This window comes from Collinsella sp. D33t1_170424_A12, from assembly GCF_015554865.1.
Classification (GTDB): domain Bacteria; phylum Actinomycetota; class Coriobacteriia; order Coriobacteriales; family Coriobacteriaceae; genus Collinsella.
On the sequence record NZ_JADNJJ010000107.1, the window covers coordinates 1 to 2,366 of the forward strand.

The following is a 2,366-nucleotide window of genomic DNA, read 5'->3' on the forward strand; positions in this document are numbered from 1 at the left end:
AGCGCGTGCGGGGGCCTGCCGCCCATGTCGCGAGTCTACGGCGTAAACAACCTATCGGCACACAACAGCTAGCGCTCGTCTACGGTTTCGTGATGCCCGTTATGCGGCGCGGGGAGCGCCCGCGTGTGCCGCGATGGCGAAAAGCCCGGCGTTCGCCTGCTGCAACGAGCGGGGCGAACGCCGGGCTTGGCGTGTTGGGTGCGTTGGCGGCGTAACGCCGCGGGCGCGACGCGGGCTGGAGGCGCTGCTAGCGGTCGAGCTCCTTGCGGACGCGGCCGTCATACATAACGGCGAAGAGCGCCAGCACGGCGGCGACACCGGAGATGACGGCCAGCACGAGGTTGACCGACGTGCCGAAGATGGTGGCGAGGATGCCCAGTACGAGCGCCGCCACCGAGAGGGGCGCGTGCGCGCCGAGCGAGCTGGGGCGGTTGGCGCCCTGGATGCCGAGCGCGCACGAACCGAACGTGCAGGCGCCCGTGATGACGCTCAGCGCGCCCAGGACCATGCAGCCCAGCGAGGCGTCGATCGTGGTGCCGAAGGCCTCGAAGGTGCCGGCACTGTCCTGCGCGTTGACGATGGCGAATATGCCGGCGATGAGCGCGGCGAGGCCGACGAGCGCCTGGATAAGGCTGACGACCTTGAGGATCTTGCGATTCTGCGACATGGAACTTCTCCCTTGGAGGTTTTGGCGGGCGTCTTCGCCCGGGCCGTTGGATGTCTCCATGATACCCCCATCCAAGATGTGACATGCGTGAAGACTCGGCATCGGGGCGCCATGCGGCCGTGCGGGGGTCAAACACTGCTACCATGCTTTACCGCATGCTGAACAACGGATCGTCTCGAGCGCCGGGCCCGCCCGGTGCGGAAGCGCTGCGCAAACGGGGGGATGCAACGTGACAACGAATACGATTCTCATAGTCTTGCTAGTTGCGGCCGTGTTGGCGCTGCTGGTAGTCGAGGCGCGCAAGCGCATGCTGCCGGCGCGCGTCGAGCGCCTGTGCGTCGAGCGCTCCTACGACAAGGTGCTCGAGCTCCTCGACCAGCCGCTGGCCCGCGTGATCTATACGCGCTACGAGCAGCTGTCGATGAAACTGGGCGCCCAGGTCGAGCTTGGCCGGACGTCGGACGCTACGCGCACCATAGAGGAGATGCTGCAGCTTCGTATGACCAAGCCGCAGCAGATGGCGCTGTTTACCACGGCATTCGATTTCTATCTGGACAAGGGCGATAAGAAGCGCGCCGGAGCGATGCTCGAGCGCATCGAGGGCATGAACGAGAAGGCCGCGGCGCGCGTGTGCCGCGAGATGTTCGACGTGGCCTTCGACGGCTCTACGGCGCATATCGTGAGCATGGAGGGCAGGCTGAAGGATACGTCGCCGATCGAGTGCGCGCGTCTATGCCGCCTGCTGGCGCTGCAGTACGAGCGCCGTGGCGAGGTCCGTGCCGCTGCGCGGTACCGCGATATGGAGCGCGCCTCCGTTCGCGCCGCCCGTACGGTTCGGTAGCGGGGCCGGGGCGGTCCAGCCGTTCGGACGCCGAGGCCCGGGCTTTACGTCCCGTTCCCTGCATCCATGAAGGGGCTTTCGCGAGCCGCCGGGCTTCCGTTGTCCTTCGTGCATCCTGGCGAGGCGGCATGGGTTTTGCGTTGGTCGCGGCTTCGTGCTGGCGGTATGGGCGAATCGGCGGTACGGTTGATAGCGCTTACGACTGAAAGGACGAAGAGATGGATAGCATCGCCGCTCAGCGCGGATTCCTGGCGCCGGCGCTTATCGTGGTCGGATTGATTCTGCTGGGCTACACCCTGTATATGCTGCTGGAGCAGCGCCGCTCGATGGTCTACGAGATCCCACGTGGGAAGTGGGCGTATGCCGTGGCCGTGGTGCTCGTGGTGCTCGCCGTGTTCAACCTCGTTATCAGCGGCGCCGGCCTTGCGGCGGTTGGAACGGCGTTCGTGCTGTTCTGCTTCGCGTCGTTCATCGCGACGGTGCGCAACGGGGTGGGCCGCACGGCCGTGTACCTCGATGGCGTCCGTCATCCGTGGAACCGCGTGTCATCCGTGCGCGTGAAGAAGGAAAACGGCGCGCCGGTGCTGTTCTACACGAGCAAGAGCCTCGAGCGCACCATACGCGTGCCGGGCGCCGACTACAAGGAGTTCGTTCGCTTTATCAACGAGGTGAGCCAGGCGTACGGTATCACCGTTCGCAAGTAGCGTGCAAGCGGGCGCGTGCGAAGGCGCGCGGGTTCGCTCGACTGCAATCCATATGCTTGAAGGGGAGGCGCACGGCCTCCCTTTAATATGAGTTGAACATTGTCAAGAGGCAAAACCGGCCCGGCCGTCCGCGGAGCTACCGCGTACGGCCGGG

General features: G+C 65.6%; 3 protein-coding genes. 2 read left to right on the forward strand and 1 reads right to left on the reverse strand.

All coding sequences use genetic code 11. The features are described 5' to 3' along the window. Positions 1-247 precede the first annotated feature (247 nt). Positions 248-667 (reverse strand): hypothetical protein, encoded by a 420-nt coding sequence (locus I2E26_RS04710; protein ID WP_195419803.1) that lies wholly within the window; start codon positions 665-667, stop codon positions 248-250. A gap of 229 nt (positions 668-896) precedes the next feature. Between I2E26_RS04710 and I2E26_RS04715 the strand changes: the two genes are divergently transcribed. Both I2E26_RS04715 and I2E26_RS04720 read left to right on the forward strand, forming a co-directional pair. Further along, positions 897-1,508: a hypothetical protein gene (locus I2E26_RS04715; protein WP_195419804.1), complete on the forward strand. Its 612-nt coding sequence runs from the start codon at positions 897-899 to the stop codon at positions 1,506-1,508. Positions 1,509-1,726: 218 nt separating this feature from the next. Continuing rightward, complete coding sequence (locus I2E26_RS04720; RefSeq protein WP_195419805.1) at positions 1,727-2,212, forward strand: hypothetical protein; 486 nt, start codon at positions 1,727-1,729, stop codon at positions 2,210-2,212. Positions 2,213-2,366 lie beyond the last annotated feature (154 nt).